The sequence below is a fragment of the Janthinobacterium sp. BJB304 genome, assembly GCF_002735765.1.
Lineage (GTDB): Bacteria > Pseudomonadota > Gammaproteobacteria > Burkholderiales > Burkholderiaceae_D > Janthinobacterium.
Map to the genome: position 1 here is coordinate 207,021 of NZ_PDZN01000001.1, position 18,220 is coordinate 225,240.

Sequence of the window (18,220 nt, forward strand, 5' to 3'; positions counted from 1 at the left end):
TGGATGCAAGACCAACTTGGTCAAATGGAATTTTTACGCCGGCGCAGTCGTGTCAAGTACATGAGCGCCAAGCCCGCAGGCAACATCAGCGCGACCGCTGGTTCGGGGACTGGCGCTGGCGAAATGCTAAAGCTCGTCTGGTCGGACCAATTATATTGATTTACCCACGCTAAGTTCGAGGGTACATTGCCTCCGCCGGTGTGGAAAAAACTGCCGGTATCGGCGCGGCTATACCACCAGTAGATACCAAATTCGTCAGCACCGTTCGTGGCGACGGTATAATCAAGATTACCCGTCAGTGCATAATTGAAATTCTCCACTTGGCACCTCAAATAGGGAGTGCCGCATCCGCCAAAGTCCGGTTCTGCCTTGTCAGACAAGAACGTGATGCCCTGAGATTCAAAATAGCTAAGTTCATCAGATGCAATAACACCGTCCAGATTACGGTCTTCCCCGGTGAAACTCCCAGTGAACTTCACCTGCGGATCGAACAAGCCGGTAGCCGCATCGACAAAACCTTGATAAACAAAACTCCACGTCGTCGCTTCGGCATGGGCCGAAGAAATCCCGGCGACAAATAGGACGGCGCATAACAGCTTCTTTTTCATAGCTTCCTCGTATTTTTGCAGAACATTTTCAAGGGAATTCAGGCCGGTGCCCAAATTACAAGTGACAGTCACTTGCCATAATGATATTAGCATATTTATAATATCCATCCAACTGCGGCTTGCTGCAGAGCGTAGGAAAAAGCTTGCAATTCGCTAGTGGCACGTAACACCACACTGCTCTTGTGCGCCAGCGAGTCAACATCCGGGCTCCGAAGCCGGTAAAATCACGGCCACTCTCAATCAAGGATGCCCCATGATCAGCTGGCAATGGAACACGTTCGACGAACTCGGCCCCCACGATTTGTACCAGGTGCTGGCCTTGCGCCAGCGCGTGTTCGTCATCGAACAGCAGTGCATTTATCCGGACCTGGACGGCCATGACCTGCAGGCGATGCACTTGCTGGGCTGGCAAACGGCCGACGGCCAGCGCCGGCTGGCCGCCTACCTGCGCGTGCTGGCGCCGGGCGCCAAGTATGTGGAAATGTCGCTGGGCCGCGTGCTGACGGCGCCCGAGGCGCGCAGCAGCGGCGCCGGCAAGCAGTTGTTGCTTGAGGGCATCGCGCGGGCCGAGCGCCAGCATCCGGGCCACGCCATTCGCATCGGCGCGCAGCACTATCTGGAACGCTTTTATCAATCCTTCGGCTTTGTCACCGTCAGCGCGCCGTATGACGAAGACGGCATCCAGCACGTCGACATGCTGCGCGCGGAGCCAGCGGCATGACGACGGCCCTCATTTCCTGGAGCGGCGGCAAGGATTCCTGCCTGGCCCTGTGGCGCGCCCGCAACGCCGGCATGGACGTGCCGCTGTTGATCACGGCCATGGATGAAGATGGCCGCAAGTCGCGCTCGCACGGCGTGCCGCCGGAATTGCTCGAAGCGCAGGCGGCCAGCCTGGGCGCGCGCCTGCAGCGCTATCACGCCAGCTGGGCCAGCTATGAAGAACAGTTCATCGCCACGCTGCGCGCGGCCAAGGCCGAGGGCATGGAGCACGCCATCTTTGGCGACATCGACCTGCAGCCGCACCGCGACTGGGAAGAAAAAGTCTGCGCGGTCGCCGGCCTGGCGGCGCACCTGCCGCTGTGGGGCGAAGCGCGGCGCGCGCTGGTCGACGAATTTCTCGCCGCCGGCTTCAAGGCCATCGTCGTGTGCATCAATGGCCAGCATCTGCCGCGTGAATTTTGCGGGCGCGAGTTCGACGCCGCCTTTTTGGCCGACCTGCCGCCCGGCGTCGATGCCTGCGGCGAAAACGGCGAATTCCACACCTTCGTCTACGACGGCCCCGCCTTCAGCGCCCCCGTGGCGCTGCGCCGCACGCAAGTGCTGCAATATGACGCGCCGGCCAGCCTGGGCGGCGCCACGTATTACTTCCAGGAGCTGGCGCCCGCTTAAACCGGGCCGCAAAGCAAAAAGGGCGATTCCGTGGAATCGCCCTTTTCATGTGCGCTGCGCGTGCTTATTTTTTCGTCACGCTCACCAGCTTGATCTCGAACAGCAAGCCGGCGTAGCCAGGAATCTTCGGCGGGCTGCCCGCCTTGCCATAACCGAGGTCATACGGAATGGCCAGGGTGCGCGTGCCGCCGACCTGCATGCCGACCAAGCCGCGGTCCCAGCCCAGGATGACCCGGCCGACACCCAGAGGGAAAGTAAAACCGCTGCCTGCCGGGCTCGCATCGAACTGCACGCCCTTGTTGCCCGGCTTGCTTGCGTCATACAGCCAGCCCGTGTAAGTCACCAGCAAGGTGTCGCCCGCTGCCGCCGCCGTGCCGGTGCCGGTCACCGTATCGGTAATGGTCAGTTCTTTCACTTGCGTATTCGGATCGAGCACGACCGGTTTCTCGGTGTTGGCAGCGGCACCGCAAGCGGTCAGGGCCACGGCGCAAGCGAGGGTGGCGATCATTTGAAATACCGATTTCATGGTTTCCCTTTAAATATTGGTGTGTGGCTCAGCCCGTACGGTGCGGACCAGTGCGAGCAGCAGTTTAACAGGAGTCGCGCAGCCAATTTGTAAGCAGACGTAAGCACGGCGGAAGATTGCGCAACAATACAACATTGTCACAACAACCATTCCGCCGCATTGCACGTCTAGATTTCCACCTGCGTGCCCAGTTCGATTACCCGGTTGCTCGGGATCTGATAGTAGTCGGCCGCCGTGCGCGCATTGCGCGACATGGTGACGAACAGGTGCTCGCGCCACGGCATCATGCCGGCGCCCGGCGTCGAAATGATGGTCTGGCGCGCGATAAAGAACGACGTTTCCATCATCTCGAAGTCCAGTCCCTGCTGCGCGCACTGCGCCAGCGCGGACGGAATGTCCGGTTCATCCTTGAAGCCGTAATGCACGTTGACCTGGTAGCACTGGTGGCCCAGTTCCACCACGCGCACGCGCTCCGATGGCGCCACCCACGGCTCTTCATGCATGAAGACGGTGAGGAAAATGACGCGCTCATGCAACACCTTGTTGTGCAGCAAGTTATGCAGCAACGCATGCGGCACGCCATCCGTTTCGCCGCGCAGGAAGATGGCCGTGCCGGGCACGCGCATCGGCGGCGCGATGAACAGCGACGAGAGGAATTCGTTGAGCGGAATCGCATGCTTTTCCAGATTCTGGAATACCAACTGGCGGCCCCGTTTCCAGGTCAGCATGATGATGAACAGGATGGCGCCCAGCAGCAGCGGGAACCAGCCGCCATGGAACAGTTTCAGGGAGCTGGCGGCGAACAAGTTCACATCGATGATCAGGAAGAAGCCCGTGGCAGCCCAGCACAGCAGCAAATTCATCTTCCAGCGGTAGCGGATGACGAAGAAGGTCAGGATCGTGGTCGCCAGCATGGTGGCCGTGACCGCGATGCCGTAGGCGGCGGCCAGCTTTTCAGACGAACCGAAACCGACGACGGCCATCAGCACCACGGCCAGCTGCAGCCAGTTGACGGCGGGGATGTAGATCTGCCCGATTTCGCTTTCCGACGTGTGGCGCACGCGCATGCGCGGCAAAAAGCCCAGCGCGATCGCTTGCTTGGTCATCGAGAAAGTGCCGGAAATGGTTGCCTGCGAAGCGATGACGGTGGCCATGGTCGACAGGATCACCAGCGGATACACGCTCCAGGCGCCCAGCTGCTGGTAGAACGGATTGGAAATGGCTTCCGGATGCGCCAGCAGCAGCCCGCCCTGGCCCAGGTAATTCAGCGCCAGCGCGGGGAAGGCGATCAGAAACCAGGCCATGCGGATCGGCTTCTTGCCGAAGTGGCCCATGTCGGCATACAGCGCCTCGGCGCCCGTCAGCGCCAGCACCACGGCGCCCAGCGACAGGAAGGCGATGCGGCCATTGTCCAGCAGGAAGGCCACCGCATGCAGCGGATTGATGGCGGCCAGAATGCCCGGCGACTTGATGATGTTGACCACGCCCATGCAGGCCAGCGCGACAAACCAGATCAGCATGATGGGAGCGAAGAAGCGGCCGATACCGGCCGTGCCGTGCGACTGCACCGAGTACAGGGCCACCAGCACCACGATCGTCAGCCACACCACATAGGGACTGAAGGCGGGCGTGGCCACTTCCAGGCCCTCGATGGCCGACAGCACGGAAATGGCTGGCGTGATCACGCTGTCGCCATAGAACAGGGTGGCGCCAAAGACGCCGATCACCATCAGCGGTACATGCCAGCGCGACGACTTGCTGACGGACGACAGCACCAGCGCCATCAGGGCCATGATGCCGCCCTCGCCGCGGTTGTCGGCGCGCAGCACCAGGGTCACGTACTTGAGCGAGACGATCAGGGTCAGGCCCCAGAAGATCAGCGAGACGATGCCCAGCAGGTTGTTGTGCGTGACCGCCAGGCCGTGGGCAGGATCGAAGACCGTCTTCAGGGTGTACAGCGGACTGGTGCCGATATCGCCGTAAACGATGCCGACGGCCGCCAGCGTCAAGCCGACCAGGCCGCTTTTTTTGTGTTCCGACGTCAAGATTGCACCCGTTTTTGTTTTGTTGCATCGCACAATATGATAGGTATTAGCAAATAGCAAGAGTATTTTTGCATGGTTCCGCAGCTGCCCCAAAGTCGTGGTTTTGTGCCGCTCCGCCTTGCTGCGCGGGCTTGCGGCCATTGATTTGTTGCCATTCTACGCTTCGCCAGCGGCGCCGGGCAGCCCCCGATGTTTTCAGCCATAATGACAGACTGTCTACTCTCCAGCGAAGCCCATCATGAATCCAGGCATGCTCTACGCCTCCCTCGCCTTCCTGTGCTGGGGCCTGTTTCCCCTGTATTTCCACGCCATCGGCGAGATTGCACCACAGGAAATCCTGGCGCACCGCATGGTCTGGTCGCTGTTGTTTCTAGGCATCGTACTGACCGTGCGCCGCCAGTGGAGCTGGCTGGGCGCCCTGAAAGGCCAGCCGCAGGTGGTGGCCAGCTTCGTCGCCAGTGCTTTCTTGCTGTCCGCCAACTGGTTCATCTATATCTGGGCTGTCAACAACGGCCACGTGGTCGACGCCAGCCTCGGCTACTTCATTACGCCCCTGATCAATGTCATGCTGGGCTTTTTGCTGCTGCACGAACGCCTGCGCCGCCTGCAGTGGCTGGCCATCGGCCTGGCCGCCTGCGGTGTCGCCTGGCTCACTTGGCAGGCGGGGCAAGTACCGTGGATCGCCCTGCTGCTGGCCGCCACGTTCGGCGGCTATGGCTTGCTGCGCAAGACGGCCGCGCTGGGCGCGCTGGAAGGCTTGTCGTTCGAAACCCTGATTTTATTTCCCCTGGCGCTGGCCTACATGCTGTGGCTGGCCTGGCATGGCCAGAGCGGCTTCGTCAATACGGATTCCACCGCCACGCGCGCGCTGCTGCTGGCGTCCGGCCCCATCACGGCCATTCCCCTGCTGCTGTTCGCCGCCGGCGCGCGCCGCCTGCCGCTGGCCGTGCTGGGGCTATTGCAATACATCGCCCCCACGGGCCAGCTGCTGATCGGCGTATGGGTCTTCCACGAATCGTTCACGCCCGAGCGCATGCTGGGTTTCCTCGTCATCTGGACGGCGCTGGGCCTGTATGCGGCCGAAGGCCTGTGGAGCAGCCGCCGCGCGCGCCTGGCCGCCTGATCGGTCCGTTCCGGCAGCGCACAGCGCTGGCCGGAAGCGGGCGTTTACCGTATCCTGTCCGTCTTTGTATATCACCCGAGATTTCTAATGGCAAATTACGTCTACACCATGAATCGCGTGGGCAAAATCGTCCCGCCCAAGCGCCAGATTCTGAAAGATATTTCCCTCTCCTTCTTCCCAGGCGCGAAGATCGGCGTGCTGGGCCTGAACGGCTCCGGCAAATCGACCCTGCTGAAAATCATGGCAGGCATCGACACCGACATCCAGGGCGAAGCCGTGCCGATGCCGGGCCTGAACATCGGCTACCTGCCGCAGGAACCGCAGCTGGACCCGGCAAAAACCGTACGCCAGGAAGTCGAGTCGGGCCTGGGCGAAGTGTTTGAAGCGCAAGCCAAGCTGGAAGCCGTGTACGCCGCATATGCCGAGGAAGACGCCGATTTCGACGCCCTGGCCACGGAACAGGCACGCCTGGAAGCGATCATCTCGACCTCCGACGGCGGCAATCTGAATCTGCAGCTGGAAATGGCCGCCGACGCGCTGCGCCTGCCGCCGTGGGACGCCACCATCGGCGTGCTGTCCGGCGGTGAAAAGCGCCGCGTGGCGCTGTGCAAGCTGCTGCTGTCGAAACCGGACATGCTGCTGCTCGACGAGCCGACCAACCATCTGGATGCGGAATCGGTCGACTGGCTGGAACAATTCCTGCTGCGCTTCCCCGGCACCGTGGTAGCCATCACCCATGACCGCTACTTCCTCGACAACGCGGCCGAGTGGATCCTGGAGCTGGACCGCGGCCACGGCATTCCATGGAAAGGCAACTACTCGACCTGGCTGGACCAGAAGCAAGCCCGCCTGAAGCAGGAAGAAGCGACGGAATCGGCGCGCCAGAAAGCGCTGCAGAAGGAATTGGAATGGTCGCGCCAGAACCCGAAAGCGCGCCAGGCCAAGTCGAAAGCCCGTCTGGCCCGCTTCAACGAGCTGTCCGAGCACGAATACCAGAAGCGCAACGAAACGCAGGAGATCTTCATTCCCGTGGCAGAGCGCCTGGGCAATGAAGTCATCGAGTTCAAGAACGTGTCGAAAGCGTTCGGCGACCGTTTGCTGATCGATAACCTGAGCTTTACCGTGCCGCCAGGCGCCATCGTCGGCATCATCGGCCCCAACGGTGCCGGTAAATCGACCCTGTTCAAGATGATCACCGGCAAGGAAACACCGGACAGCGGCGAAGTGGCCATCGGCCAGACGGCGCGCGTGTCCATCGTCGACCAGAACCGCGATAGTCTCGCTGACAACAAATCCGTGTTCGAAGACGTCTCCGGCGGCGCCGACATGCTGACGGTCGGCCGCTTCGAAATGCCGTCGCGCGCCTACCTGGGCCGCTTCAACTTCAAGGGCTCGGACCAGCAAAAGCAAGTGGGCAACCTGTCCGGCGGTGAACGCGGCCGTCTGCACCTGGCGAAAACCCTGCTGATGGGCGGCAACGTCCTGCTGCTCGATGAACCGTCGAACGATCTGGACGTGGAAACCTTGCGCGCGCTGGAAGACGCCCTGCTGGAATTTGCCGGCAGCGTCATGGTCATTTCCCATGATCGCTGGTTCCTCGACCGTATCGCCACGCACATCCTGGCGTTCGAAGGCAATTCGCAGGTCACCTTCTTTGACGGCAACTATCAGGAATATGAAGCCGACAAGAAGAAACGCCTGGGCGAAGAAGGCGCGAAACCGAAGCGTATCCGCTACAAGCCATTGACGACGTAATTTACCTCTGACAATGCAAAAAGGCAGTTACCTCGCGGTAACTGCCTTTTTTTTCAGCACATTTCTAAGCGATTAGAAATTGTAGCGTGCGCCTAATGCGAGACCGGTGGCCTTGCGGCCCTGGTCGGCGCTCTTGCCGAAGTGTTCCACTTCCGCCGTCAGCGAGACTTTCTCGTTGATCGCGTATTGGGCACCGACGGAAGCGTACACGCCCGTCTTGTCGTTGCCGCTGATGCCGGTCGACAGGCCCGTGCCGCTCAAGCTGTTCTTGACCTTGGCCACGCCGAGCTTGCCGAACACGCCGACTTTGTCGCTCACGGGCATGGTGGCCTTGCCGGCCAGGTAGTAGCCGTGCGAATCGCTTTTCACGGAACCGTTGCCGGCGCCGGTGACATAGCTGTAATCCTTGCTGCCGAAATCGGCGTAGCCGCCCTCGACCGCCCAGGTTTTATCGAAATCGTAACCGGCGAAGATCTTGGCGCCGGCCTTGTAGCCGCTGTGATTATCGGCGCTGGTGGCCCCAGGGATATCGAAGTTGTAGCGGTTGCCCGTGACACCGGCGCCCACATAGGCGCCTTCGGCGTGCGCGGCGCTCATGCCGGTCAGTGCAGTAACGGAAGCGATCATTGCAAACAGGATTTTCTTCTTCATCATGTTCTCTCTCTTAATTAGTGAATGGTGCCTGGATTCGCAGTTCAGCGAAGTGCGATGAGTACACAATAACAGCCGAAAAAAGCTACGTCTTTCTCCATTGCGTAAGAACTGTGACAAGATGTAAGCGGAGATTGCAAACTGACAATAACCGTAAAATGCGCACCGTTGAGCGAACTTAAGATAGACTTAAGAACATTAACGATTTTCAGTCCGAAGGAGCAGTGCATGCACAAACGCCAGTTTCTCGCCGCCGCCATGGCCGGCGCGGCCCTCCCCGCCATCGCGCGGGCGGCGCCCGCCGGCCTGCGCAGTCCTGCCCTGCTGACCGTCACGGGCAGCATCGACAAGCCGAATCGGGGCCCGTTCGACGCCGTGCGCGACCAGATGATGCACAAGCAGAAAATCAGTTTTGAGCGGGCGCGGGCATTCGACTTTGCGGCGCTGACGAACTTGCCGGCACACACGATTCGCCCCACCCTGGAATACGACGGCAAGGCGCATGCGTTGCGCGGGCCGCTGCTGGTCGATGTCTTGAAGGCGGCGGGCGCCCCCGAGGAAGGCGAGGTCCGCCTGCTGCTGCGCGCCGTGGATGGCTATGCGGCGGCGCTGACCATGGCGCAGGCGCGCGCACAGCGTTTTATTGTCGCCACCCACCTCGATGGGCAGCCGATGGCGCTGGGCGGCTTGGGACCGCTATGGGCGATCCACGACGCGGACCGCATCGCGGCCGTGGCGGCACTGCCCCTGGCCGAGCGCTTCGCCAACTGCCCGTGGGCGCTGTATCACATCGGCGTGGAGGCGGGTTGAGCTGACTTGCAACGCCAGACAAAACCGTAGCGAGCGGCAGTGATTTGTAGCCGAGAGGCGCAGCCGTGCTTAAGCACGGGGGCGCCGAGCCGGTGAGCATCGCCGGCCGCAAAGCGCGACGCGCAGCAGGTTTTGACAGGCGTTTAGGCGTAGGCTTCGGCCATCGACATGACACGTGGCGCGATGGTAATGCCGTGCTCTTCGAACAGGGCAGTGATGGCCGCCAGGTTGTGCGTGCACTCCTCGGTTTTCCAGCCCTTGAAGATATCCGTGCCATCCTTCTGGAAATGCAGGTCCAGCACCTTGCCCGAATCCTTGTGCAGGTAGGGCGAACTATAGGTGTTCTCGAAACCGAGCGCCTTCAATTGCTCCAGCAAGGCCAGCGGCGGATGGTCGGGATCGGTGGCAAGAAAAATGCCGAAGGTCTTGCCTGGCGGCTTGGCGGCGATGTCGACCTCGTAGATGCCGGGGGCCTTGCTAACGGACGTACTCTTTAAAAATAACATGCAACACTCCCTGCGCGGAATGTCCCGCGCCTGAAACGGGCGGCAAGACAGGGGGCGATGCGCAATGATTCCCCTCATCAAATCTTATTGCTAATTTGCATCTTTGTCGACAAATCGGCACTTTTATTTGGTAAGTCGTGGTTATCTTGTCGCGTTCGCCAGCATAAATTGTCAATAAAACCAGTTATCATTGCGCCAATATCCGCCCTGCTGCATACTTTTAGCTTGCCTCACCATGGCCTTCCCGCCTGCCACTACCTCGTCTCCATGCGTCTTCTGTCGATCAAATACCGCCTGCTCATCCTCCTGACCCTGATCCTGGGGGCGGGCTTCATGGCCACCAGCCTGGCCAGCTACCTGGCTTCGCGCCAGGCCATCGAGCACGGCATCGCCGACCAGACCTTGCCGCTGACGGGCGACAATATTTACTCGGAAATCCAGAAGGACATGCTGCGCCCCGTCTTCATCTCCTCGCTGATGGCGCACGACACCTTCGTGCGCGACTGGATACTGGCCGGCGAAAACAAGCCGGAACAGATCGTGCGCTACCTGGCCGAAGTCAAGAAGAAGTACGGCGCCATCACCAGCTTTCTCGTCTCGGACAAGAGCAGCAAATATTATTACGCGGAAGGCACCTTGAAATCCGTCAGTCCGCAAGCGACGCGCGACATCTGGTACTACCGCGTGCGCGCCATGGACAAGACCGACTATGAAACGAATGTCGACGTGGACATGGCCAACCGCGACAGCATGACCATCTTCATCAACCACCGCGTGGTCGATTACGATGGCCAGTTCATCGGCGCCACCGGCATCGGCCTGACCCTGGCCACCATGAGCCACATCATCGATCGCTACCAGGCGCGCTTCCACCGCAACATCTATTTTGTCGATGCCGCCGGCTCCCTGGTGCTGGCAGGCAAGAGCGTGCGCAACGGGCACGGCAACATCCGCAGCCTGCCCGGCGTGAACGCCATTGCCGAGCAGATCATCAACCACCGCAGCGAGCCGACGCATCTGTCGTACCAGCTGGGCCGCGCGCAAATCCTCGTCAACTCGCGTTTCATTCCCGAACTGGGCTGGTACCTGGTGGTCGAGCAAAACGTCAGCGACGAAGTCCAGTCGCTGCAGCGCGTGTTCATCTTCAACCTGGCCATCAGCTTTGGCGTCACCCTGCTGGTACTGCTGCTGACCCTGCTGACGGTGAACCGCTACCAGCGCCGCATCGAGCGCATCGCCTCGACGGATGCGCTGACCGGGCTATTGAACCGCCAGTCGCTGGAATTGCTGTTCCAGCGCGCGATGTTATTGTCCAAACGCAATGAGCAGCCGATGTCGGCCATCCTCTTCGACATCGATTTCTTCAAGCGCGTCAACGATACCCACGGCCACCTGTGGGGCGACAAGGTCATCCGTGGCGTGGCGGACGTGGCGCGCGCCACCGTGCGCGAAAGCGACGTCATCACGCGCTGGGGCGGCGAGGAATACCTGGTGCTGCTGAATGACTGCTGCCTAGCCAAAGCGGCGGAAGTGGCGGAAAGCCTGCGCGCGGCCATCGAGCGGCACGATTTCGGCCTGCCCGAACCGCGCGTCCCCGTGACGATCAGCCTGGGCGTGACCGAGTACCGGCCAGAGGAAAGCGAATCGGCCTTCTTTTCGCGCGCCGACAGCGCCTTGTACCAGGCCAAGGAGCAGGGCCGCAACCGCCTGCGTGCCGCTTAAAGCGCAGACTTGCGCCGGGCCAGGTCCTGCGTGGGCGCCACCAGCGCCCGGTACAACTCGCCCGTGGCCGCATCCCAGCTTTGCACGGCCAGCTGCTGGCGTTGCACGGTGGCCGAATCGCCGCGCGCGATGGGGCCGGACAGCGCGGGTGCGGCCCCCAGGCGAAACACGTTCGCCACCGCTTCCGTCACCAGCGGCTGCGCCAGTTCGCGCGCCACCGGTTCGGGAATGCCGGCCGCCTGGTAGGCGCGCAAGGCCGCGTCGAGCACCGTCACCAGGTAATTGCTGGCGAAGACGGCAGCGGCGTGATACAGGGTCTTGGCGGCCGGATCGATGGGCACGGGGCGCGCGCCGATGGCGATCAAGGCCGGCGTGAGGAAAACCAGCGCCAGCGGGTCGCCTTCGACGCCGCAAAACGTGCCGTCGAAGGTGGCGGCCACCTGCTGCGGGTCGGCAAAGCTGCGGATCGGGTGGGCGCTGGCGACAAAAGCGCCGGCCTGCGTGGCGGCCAGCAGCACGTTCGAGGCCAGCGCGCCGCTGCAGTGAAACACGATGGCGCCCGCCTGGCGTCCCTCGGCCACCAGCGCCGCGCAGGCCGGGCCGATCTGGTCGTCCGACACGGCCAGCATGGTGACGTCGGCGTGGCGCAAGGCCGCATAACTGTCGACGGGGGTGCCGGCGCCGATAAAGTCCACGGCCGTCTGCGCCGACGCCATCGAGCGCGTCAGCACATCCTGCACCGCGATCCCGTCCACGCCGGCGAACAGACGGCCCAGCACCTTGCCCACGTGGCCGGCGCCGATGATATTCAATGTCACGTTCATGATGATTGTCTAAAAGCTCGATCCCGGCTGGCGCAAAAATTCCACTTCTTCCGGGGTCGAGGGGCGACCGAGGATGGCGTTGCGGTGCGGGAAGCGGCCGAAGCGGGCGATCACTTCCTGGTGGCGCTCGGCGTAGTCGAGCATGCTGTCAAAACCGGGCTGCGCCTGCGACAAGCGCTGGAACAACTCGACGGCGCGCGCCTGCATGGCCAGGTCTTCCGCGTGTTCGAACGGTAAATACACGAAGGCGCGCAGCATCGGCGGCAGTTGCTGGTCCAGCCCCTGCTGCGTCATGGCGACGGCCAGCGCCAGCGCCCAGGCGTCGCCGGCAAAGGCGCGCGGCGTGCCGCGGTACACATTGCGCGTGAACTGATCGAGCACGATGAGGCGCGCCAGCGCGCCGTGCGGCGTCGCATCCCATTCACCCAAGCCGCCGGCTATGGCGGCATCGATCAGCGCGCCGAAACGCGCGCGTATCAGCACATCGAAACCGTCATCCTTGCGGAACCATTCCATGCGCGCCTGGCCGTGGCCGGGGTGATCCGGCGGCAGGAACCAGAAATCGAGTACTTTTTGAGCCTGGGGGTCCATGTCCATCCTTTTCAGTTGCGTGCATGCGACAGCTGGAAGCCGGCGATGCCGTCGAAGGCGGCCAGTTCGGCCGACATGGCCGACAGGCTGGCGCCCGTGTTCTTGCCATGCGCTATGGCGACAAAGCGCCATTCCTGCATGCCGTCCGTGCTGCCGATGGTCAGCGAGCCGCCCGCGATGTCGTAGCCGCGCTTGGCGGCCATGCGCCGCAGCGCATCCTCGCGCGGAATGAAGCCTTGCTTGAAGCGCATGGTGATGGCCACCGCATGGCGCGACGGCAGCCAGTTCTCCAATTTTGACAGAAAAATCATCGCCATCGCGCACAGAAAGGCCAGGCCCATGGCCGACAGATAAAAGCCGATGCCGACCATGATGCCGATCACGGACGAGGCCCAGATCGAGGCGGCCGTCGTCAGGCCGCTGATATTGAAGCCCTCGCGCATGATGACGCCGGCGCCCAGAAAACCCACGCCCGTGACGATGCCCTGGATGACACGCGTGGGATCGCTGCCGACGATGGCGCCATGGCCGCCGTACCAGAACTCGGGATAGCCGCCCAGCACGGTCAGCGCGGCCGAGGCCATGCACACGAGGCTGTAGGTGCGCATGCCGGCTGCGCGCCCGTGATACGAACGCTCGTACCCCACCAGCAAGCCCAGCAGCAGCGCGCCCAGCAGGTTCAGCAGGATTACGCCATTCGTGGCCAGCTCGGCCGGCGACCAGTAGGCGCGCAGGAAATCGATGGTCGGCATCTAGGGCTTTTTCGTCAGCTGCTTTTCAAACGCCACGTCGAGCTTGCTGACGCGGCGCGCCTTTTGCGGTCCCAGGCCATTGACGAAGGCGACAAAGGCGTCGAGTTCCAGCGGCGGGCACAGGGGCGGCAAGCCGGGGCCTTCCGTGAGGAAGAACAGTTCATCGCCCGTGCGCGCCATCGTGTAGAGGCGGTTGCCGGTGCGTTCCTTGAGCCGCTCGATGGCGGACGTGGCGCGGGTCGAGCGCATCAGATGGCTCCCGTGCGCTGTTCCAGCCACGCCAGCGCAGGCGCATCGGCCGGCGCCGCCAGGTGCGGCGCCAGGCGCGCGCGCACGGTGGCGTGATAGTCGTTGAGCCAGGCCGCCTCGTCGTCGCGCAACAGCGAGCGTTCCACGCAGCGCGTGTCGATCGGGCACAGGGTCAATGTCTCGAAGCGCAGGAATTCCCCGAACTGAGTCGTATCGGCCGGCACGTTCAGCACCAGATTCTCGATGCGGATGCCCCACTGGCCCGGTCGGTAGATGCCCGGCTCGATGGAGGTAATCATGCCCGGTTCCATCGCCGTCTGCGGCTCCGGCATGGCGGACTGCGAAATCGATTGCGGCCCTTCGTGCACGTTCAGGAAGAAACCCACGCCATGGCCCGTGCCGTGGCCAAAGTCGATGCCTTCGGCCCACAGGGGCGCGCGGGCAATCGAGTCCAGCATGGGCGACTTCACGCCGCGCGGGAACTGCGCGCGCGACAGGGCGATCATGCTGCGCAAGACGAGGGTGAAATCGCGCCGGTGTTCTGCCGTGATCGTGCCAACGGGGACCACGCGCGTGATGTCCGTGGTGCCGCCCCAATACTGGCCGCCCGAGTCGATCAGCAGCAGGCCGTCGCCTTCGATGGTGGCCTCGCTGCCCGCATGGGCGTGGTAATGCATGATGGCGCCATGCGCATTGAAGCCGGCGATGGTGCCGAAACTGGGGCTGACAAAACCGGCGCGGCGGGCGCGGGCGGCCGTCAGGTGTTCGTCGACACCGATTTCCGTCAATGGCGCGCGTTGCGGGTCGGCCAGGGTGGCGTCCAACCAGCTGAAAAATTCGCACAGGGCGGCGCCATCCTGCTCCATGGCGGCGCGCACGTGCGCCGCTTCGCTGTCCGTCTTGCGCGACTTGGCCAGGGTAGTGGGGTTGATGGCTTCGACCACGCGCACGCCGTCGGCCACGGCCTGGCGCGTGCCGAACGTGATGCGGCGCGGATCGAGCAGCAGGGTGACGCCGGCCGGCAAGGCGGCCAGCGCGGCGGCCGCGCGGTCATACGCGGCCACGTCCACGCCTTCGCTCTCCAGGGTGGCGCGCAGGGCCGCTGGCAACTTGCCGTCGGCGACGAACAGTGTGGCGCGCTCGGGGCCCACCAGCGCATGGGCGAGGAAGACGGGGTTGTAGTTGACGTCGGCGCCGCGCAGGTTGAACAAATACGCGATATCGTCGAGGGTGGAAATGACGTGGTGGCTGGCGCCGTGCGCCGCCATGCCGGCACGCAGGGCTGCCAGTTTTTCCATGCGCGACAGCGTTGGATACGCGGCCGCATGCTCGTACACCGGCGCGGCAGGCATGGCCGGGCGCTGCGGCCACACGGCTTGCAGCACATCGGTATCCGTGCGCAGAGTCACTTGCGCGCCCAGCGCCTGCTGCAGCAGGCGCGCATTGGCCAGGCCCAGCACGGCGCCGTCGACGGCTACCGTCTGCCCCGGCCGCATGGTCTCGCCCAGCCAGTCGATATACAGCACGCTGGCGCCGGACGGGATTTTCTTCAGGACGATGCCGCTGCCGGCAAGTTCGTCTTCCGCCTGCTCCCAGTAGCGGCCATCGGTCCACACACCGGCGAAATCCTGCGTCACGACCAGGGTGCCGACGGAACCCGTAAAACCCGACAGCCACTCGCGGCCCTGCCAGCGGGCCGGCAGGTACTCGGACAAATGCGGGTCGGCGGACGGCACGATCAGGGCATCGATGTGCTGCGCGCGCATGGCGCCGCGCAGCTGCGACAAACGGGAGGCGGGAGTGGATTGGTCTGGTGTCTGCATGGGAGCGAAAATGGAGCGGTGCTGGGAAGCGTCTATGATACCGCGATTAGCAGCCGGGTTGCACTCGCTGCAGCGCCAGCAGCGCCCCGGCGGCGACGGCGATTTTTTCCAGCAGCGCCTCGTCGTAGGGCAGCCACGGCACGGCGCCCAGCTTGCTCCCCTGCGCTACCACCTCGATCACCTCCTCGGCGCCATCCTTCGTGACCCTGCCGGTGGTCAGGTGGATCGCATGCCGGCCCACCATCAGGTGGCGCGCTTGCAGCGTCATCCGGCCCTCCTCGATCTGATCCGTGAATACCTGTTCCAGCACGGCGCGCCGCATGCCCGCCATCGGCCCCGGTGCCAGATTGGCCAGGTAAAACAGGCGCTGTTCGCGCTCCACGCTTTGCTCCTCCTCCACCAGCGCCAAGGCGCTGGCGCTGACCAGCAGGTCCACCGCGCGGCACGCTTCCGAATACGCCACCGGCGCCATCGGCATCATCTGCGCGGGCGCCAGCCCGTTTGACGTGCAGGCGCCGCCCGCCCCCGGATACACGTGCCCCTCGAGGCGCAGCAATACGCGCCAGGCGCCGAACTGGCGCGACAGGCCTTCATCGTGGTCCAGGCGCCAGCCTTCGCGGCGCGCCAGTCCCAGCAAGGTGGGCAGCGACAGCTGGTAGCCGGCAAATGCGGCACTGCCGTCGCCGGGCGGTGCATATATTTCGCGATAAACCTGGCGCAGCGGCTGGCGCAGGCGCCGCTGCGCGAGCAGCGCTTGCCAGGCGGCGCGCTCCTCCCCGCTGCCATGCAAGGGGTGCCACAGGCCGATCTCGCCTTGCTCCGGCAAATCCACCGGCTGCCCCTGCGCGTCGATGGCGCCTTTCCCGTCGAGCATGAAGGCCAGCCCATCGCCCGTGCGCCAGACCAGCGCGCGCGCCACCGCGTCGATATCGGCATCGTCGCGCAGGCCACGCCATTGGTCCAGGCCAAACCACACCTCGCTGGCGTAGCCCGCTTCCAGGCGGCGCGCCAGCATGGCCTGGCGCCGCTTGCCCATGGGGCCCGGCATGCCGATCCTCCAGGCGATATCGGGCCGTTCGGCCAGCGCCCGTTCGGCCGGTTTCAGATTGCGTTCCAGTTTCTTGCGGATGCCCGCATGGCGTACCTGGGCCAGCGCCTCGCGCAGGGCCAGCAGGCTTTCGGGCGTGGGGATGGTTTCCACCGCATGGCCCAGCGCCATCGCCAGCGACTGCGACGGCGCGCTCTTGGCCGCGCCAGGCGCCACGCATGCCAACGGCAGCAAGACGGCGATCACGGGCCTGAACCAGGCATCATCGCGATAGGACGCCACCCGCGCGGCGCGCGCCAGCACGGGAGAGTCTGCCGTGGCAAAGGCGGCATCGGCCGCATACGGCACGCTGCCGTCATGGATGGCGGCGATATGGCGTGCCGCCTGTTCCAGTATCGTGCGCGCAAACGCGACATACGCCGCATCGTCGGCCAGCACGTCGGCAGGATCCGCCTCGCCGATACTGTCGCGGCTCCAATGGCCACTGTAGCGCGAGCCGGCCAGCGCCAGCAGCGACGTTTTCGCCAGCTGCGGCAGCACGGTAAGTTCCTGCAAGGTCAAGGGCATCGGGTAGCGCGCATGGCGCTCATCCATCATCTGCCCGAACCGGGTTAGGGCGTCGCCGCCGGCCAGCTGCGCCAGCAGCCAGGCGGCAAAATGCTGTTCGCCCCAGTGCTTCGGTTCATCGAGGATGCGCAGCGCCAGCTGCGCGCTGCCTTCCGGTGGCGCGCCGCGCAGGCAAGCCAGGCAGCCGATTGCGTAGTCCCAGTCGTGCACGCGGGCCGCTTCCAGCGCGTCGAGGAACATCTCGCCTGCCAGCGCCGGTGCCAGGTTCATGCTGCTCGCTTGCGCCAATAGCCCCAGCGCCAGTTCGCGCCGCACGGAACCGTCATGGCCGAAGCCGGCCGCGCGGTGCAGCGCCCCCCAGACGGCGCCCAGTTCTTCGGGAGTCCAGTGGCTGAAATCGACCGGCGGCCCCGTGAAACGCGCATGCTCGACAAAGCCGCCATCAAGGCGCGCGCGCAGCGCCGCGGCGCGAATGGAATCACTCGCCATCATCGGCCTCGTAGCGGCGCAAGCCTTCCAGGTCCAGCACGCGGATACCGCCGTAATCGAGACGCAATAAACCCTTTTTTTCCAGTACCTGCAAGGCCTGGTTGGCGCGCTGGCGCGAGGAGCCTGACAACAGGCCGATTTCTTCCTGCGACAGCTGCACCAGGGTTTCCACGCCCGGGTATAAATGCGAGTTGAACATCGACGCCAGGCAGCGCGCCACGCGCGTGTTCAGGTCCAGCAGGCGCTCGTTTTCCACCATGCCGATGAACTGGCCCAGGCGCTCGTTGAGCTGCATCAGCAGAAAGCGCGTGAATGGCAAGCTCGTTTCCAGCAGCCAGTGGAAGGTGGCGCCGGGCAGCCGCGCCACGCGCGTGTCGCGCAGGGCCATGGTGTCGTATTTGCGGATTTCATTCTTCAGTAATGAACCTTCGCCGAACCAGCTGCCGGGCGGCACGCCGATGAAGGTCATGGCCTTGCCGGAAGCGGAAAAATTATTCATCTTGACCATGCCGCTGATAACGCCGATCCAGTTGTCCACCGGTTCGCCCTTGCGACAGACAAAACCGCCTTTCGGCACGAAAGTCTCGAACACATCCGCCTCGACCCGGGCCATTTGCACGGGGTCGAGCAGCTGCGCCCAGTTGGCCGCGCGAACGGCATCCTTGAGGCTGATATCAGGGTTGGTCATTGTGCGATGCACCATCGAAAAGTGGATAAATGTCCCCGAAAAGACAACTCGGCA

The 18,220-nt window shown here is 63.5% G+C and carries 18 protein-coding genes; 6 read left to right on the top strand and 12 right to left on the bottom strand.

Translation table 11 applies throughout. The annotated features are described in order from the left end of the window. Positions 1 to 20: 20 nt before the first annotated feature. A complete protein-coding gene (locus CSQ95_RS00950) occupies positions 21 to 608 on the bottom strand; it encodes a PEP-CTERM sorting domain-containing protein (protein ID WP_099408121.1) in 588 nt (195 codons plus the stop codon). A 253-nt stretch (positions 609 to 861) separates the two neighbouring features. On the opposite strand from CSQ95_RS00950, the gene CSQ95_RS00955 reads away from it, so the two are divergent. Both CSQ95_RS00955 and CSQ95_RS00960 read left to right on the top strand, forming a co-directional pair. Further along, on the top strand, positions 862 to 1,329 hold the full coding sequence (locus CSQ95_RS00955; protein ID WP_099408122.1) for a GNAT family N-acetyltransferase: 468 nt from the start codon (positions 862 to 864) through the stop codon (positions 1,327 to 1,329). After that, positions 1,326 to 1,997: a diphthine--ammonia ligase gene (locus CSQ95_RS00960; protein WP_099408123.1), complete on the top strand. Its 672-nt coding sequence runs from the start codon at positions 1,326 to 1,328 to the stop codon at positions 1,995 to 1,997. The genes CSQ95_RS00955 and CSQ95_RS00960 overlap by 4 nt, the downstream gene beginning before the upstream one ends. 64 nt (positions 1,998 to 2,061) lie before the next feature. Here the strand turns inward: CSQ95_RS00960 and CSQ95_RS00965 are convergent, their stop codons facing one another. Further along, positions 2,062 to 2,523, bottom strand: a complete 462-nt coding sequence (locus CSQ95_RS00965) for an FKBP-type peptidyl-prolyl cis-trans isomerase (RefSeq protein ID WP_070289396.1) — start codon at positions 2,521 to 2,523, stop codon at positions 2,062 to 2,064. Between the two features lie 167 nt (positions 2,524 to 2,690). Next, positions 2,691 to 4,568 carry a potassium transporter Kup gene (locus CSQ95_RS00970; RefSeq protein ID WP_086137271.1) on the bottom strand — a complete coding sequence of 626 codons (1,878 nt, stop codon included), beginning with the start codon at positions 4,566 to 4,568 and terminating at the stop codon, positions 2,691 to 2,693. Between the two features lie 238 nt (positions 4,569 to 4,806). Here CSQ95_RS00970 and rarD point away from each other — a divergent pair, with 238 nt between their 5' ends. Together rarD and ettA are read left to right on the top strand one after the other, a co-directional pair. Further along, the gene (gene rarD / locus CSQ95_RS00975) at positions 4,807 to 5,691 is read left to right on the top strand and encodes an EamA family transporter RarD (protein WP_070218983.1); all 885 of its coding nucleotides are present in this window, start codon (positions 4,807 to 4,809) and stop codon (positions 5,689 to 5,691) included. An 87-nt stretch (positions 5,692 to 5,778) separates the two neighbouring features. Further along, a complete protein-coding gene (gene ettA, locus CSQ95_RS00980) occupies positions 5,779 to 7,446 on the top strand; it encodes an energy-dependent translational throttle protein EttA (protein ID WP_034752850.1) in 1,668 nt (555 codons plus the stop codon). A 72-nt stretch (positions 7,447 to 7,518) separates the two neighbouring features. Here the strand turns inward: ettA and CSQ95_RS00985 are convergent, their stop codons facing one another. Further along, positions 7,519 to 8,100 carry a porin family protein gene (locus tag CSQ95_RS00985; RefSeq protein ID WP_070218982.1) on the bottom strand — a complete coding sequence of 194 codons (582 nt, stop codon included), beginning with the start codon at positions 8,098 to 8,100 and terminating at the stop codon, positions 7,519 to 7,521. 225 nt (positions 8,101 to 8,325) lie between these two features. On the opposite strand from CSQ95_RS00985, the gene CSQ95_RS00990 reads away from it, so the two are divergent. Continuing rightward, positions 8,326 to 8,907, top strand: coding sequence for a molybdopterin-dependent oxidoreductase (locus CSQ95_RS00990; RefSeq protein ID WP_099408124.1), 582 nt, complete (start codon positions 8,326 to 8,328; stop codon positions 8,905 to 8,907). Between the two features lie 143 nt (positions 8,908 to 9,050). Here CSQ95_RS00990 and CSQ95_RS00995 read toward each other — a convergent pair whose 3' ends face one another. Then, positions 9,051 to 9,413 carry a hypothetical protein gene (locus tag CSQ95_RS00995; protein WP_070218980.1) on the bottom strand — a complete coding sequence of 121 codons (363 nt, stop codon included), beginning with the start codon at positions 9,411 to 9,413 and terminating at the stop codon, positions 9,051 to 9,053. 225 nt (positions 9,414 to 9,638) lie between these two features. On the opposite strand from CSQ95_RS00995, the gene CSQ95_RS01000 reads away from it, so the two are divergent. Next, positions 9,639 to 11,135, top strand: coding sequence for a sensor domain-containing diguanylate cyclase (locus CSQ95_RS01000; RefSeq protein WP_257217907.1), 1,497 nt, complete (start codon positions 9,639 to 9,641; stop codon positions 11,133 to 11,135). Here CSQ95_RS01000 and CSQ95_RS01005 read toward each other — a convergent pair. From CSQ95_RS01005 to CSQ95_RS01035, 7 genes are read right to left on the bottom strand one after another with little or no spacing between them, the layout of a single operon-like run. Next, positions 11,132 to 11,959: a Rossmann-like and DUF2520 domain-containing protein gene (locus tag CSQ95_RS01005; RefSeq protein WP_070289392.1), complete on the bottom strand. Its 828-nt coding sequence runs from the start codon at positions 11,957 to 11,959 to the stop codon at positions 11,132 to 11,134. The two genes, CSQ95_RS01000 and CSQ95_RS01005, sit on opposite strands and share 4 nt — an antisense overlap. A 9-nt stretch (positions 11,960 to 11,968) precedes the next feature. Beyond that, positions 11,969 to 12,556, bottom strand: coding sequence for a DUF924 family protein (locus CSQ95_RS01010; RefSeq protein ID WP_070313098.1), 588 nt, complete (start codon positions 12,554 to 12,556; stop codon positions 11,969 to 11,971). A 5-nt stretch (positions 12,557 to 12,561) separates the two neighbouring features. Beyond that, a complete protein-coding gene (locus CSQ95_RS01015; RefSeq protein ID WP_070313099.1) occupies positions 12,562 to 13,302 on the bottom strand; it encodes an MgtC/SapB family protein in 741 nt (246 codons plus the stop codon). Continuing rightward, positions 13,303 to 13,551: a hypothetical protein gene (locus CSQ95_RS01020; protein ID WP_034752831.1), complete on the bottom strand. Its 249-nt coding sequence runs from the start codon at positions 13,549 to 13,551 to the stop codon at positions 13,303 to 13,305. After that, entirely contained in the window at positions 13,551 to 15,374 is a 1,824-nt protein-coding gene (locus CSQ95_RS01025; protein ID WP_099408126.1) for an aminopeptidase P family protein, read from the bottom strand. Before CSQ95_RS01025 ends, CSQ95_RS01020 begins: the two co-directional genes overlap by 1 nt. Before the next feature lie 46 nt (positions 15,375 to 15,420). Further along, on the bottom strand, positions 15,421 to 17,481 hold the full coding sequence (locus CSQ95_RS01030) for a DUF4132 domain-containing protein (protein WP_099408127.1): 2,061 nt from the start codon (positions 17,479 to 17,481) through the stop codon (positions 15,421 to 15,423). Beyond that, entirely contained in the window at positions 17,468 to 18,166 is a 699-nt protein-coding gene (locus CSQ95_RS01035; RefSeq protein ID WP_070218973.1) for a Crp/Fnr family transcriptional regulator, read from the bottom strand. Before CSQ95_RS01035 ends, CSQ95_RS01030 begins: the two co-directional genes overlap by 14 nt. Between the last annotated feature and the right edge of the window lie 54 nt (positions 18,167 to 18,220).